Source organism: Burkholderia sp. DN3021 (assembly GCF_049805555.1).
Lineage (GTDB): Bacteria > Pseudomonadota > Gammaproteobacteria > Burkholderiales > Burkholderiaceae > Burkholderia > Burkholderia pyrrocinia_C.
Map to the genome: position 1 here is coordinate 1 of NZ_JBNCAB010000239.1, position 1,046 is coordinate 1,046.

Sequence of the window (1,046 nt, forward strand, 5' to 3'; positions counted from 1 at the left end):
GACCGATCGATCGTGGCATCCCGGGCCCAGCGCTGCTCGCGCACATCGCCGTGTCGAAGTTCGCGTACCACATCCCGCTGCATCGCCAGGCAGTCATGTACGCGCGCGACGGCGTCGAGATTGATCCGGATGCGATGGGGTATTGGATGGGAAGCATCACAGCGTTGCTCGCGCCGCTGGTCGACACCGTGCGCCGCTACGCGCTGGCCGGCGGCAAGGTTCATGCTGACGACACGCCGTTGCCAGTGCTGGCGCCCGGCAACGGTCGCACAAAGACAGGACGTCTGTGGGTCTACGTGCGTGATGACCGGCCGAGTGCCTCCGAAGAGCCGGCGGCGGTCTGGTTCGCCTACACGCCCGATCGACGGGGCGAGCATCCCCAGCAGCATCTTGCAGACTTCGCCGGCGTGCTGCAGGCCGATGCGTTTGCCGGCTATGCCGAGCTGTATCGCGGCGGCACCATCCAGGAAGCTGCCTGCATGGCCCACGCTCGCCGAAAGATCCATGATCTACATGCCGTCCGTCCCAATGCGGTAACGGAGGAAGCACTGCACCGGATCGGCGCACTCTACAAGATCGAAGATGAGATCCGTGGCAAGCCACCCGACGAGCGGCACGGTGTGCGCCAAGCGCGAGCGGTGCCACTGCTCGACGACATGAAACGCTGGTTTGAAGCGACGCTCGCCACACTCTCTGCAAAATCCGACACGACCAAGGCGATTCAGTACGCGCTGAATCGCTGGCTGGCGCTCATCTACTACTGCAGCGACGGGCGTGCGGAAATCGACAACCTGATCGCCGAGCGAGCACTGCGCGGCGTCGCCCTCGGCAGACGGAATTACTTGTTCGCCGGCGCCGACTCCGGTGGCGAACGTGCCGCCGCGATGTATAGCCTGATCGGCACGGCACGCCTGAATGGCCTCGATCCCGAGGCGTATCTCGCCTACGTGCTCGAGCGCATTGCTGACCATCCGATCAACCGCATCGACGAACTGCTGCCGTGGAACGTGGCTCTGTCGCTGCCGTCTACTGCTCACGTCGTGCCC

1 protein-coding gene is annotated in these 1,046 nt (G+C 64.5%); it reads left to right on the plus strand.

Annotated features, from left to right (window positions below):
* The coding region (gene tnpC / locus ACPUER_RS36835; RefSeq protein ID WP_425133587.1) for an IS66 family transposase at positions 1-1,046 on the plus strand (1,046 nt) is incomplete at both ends.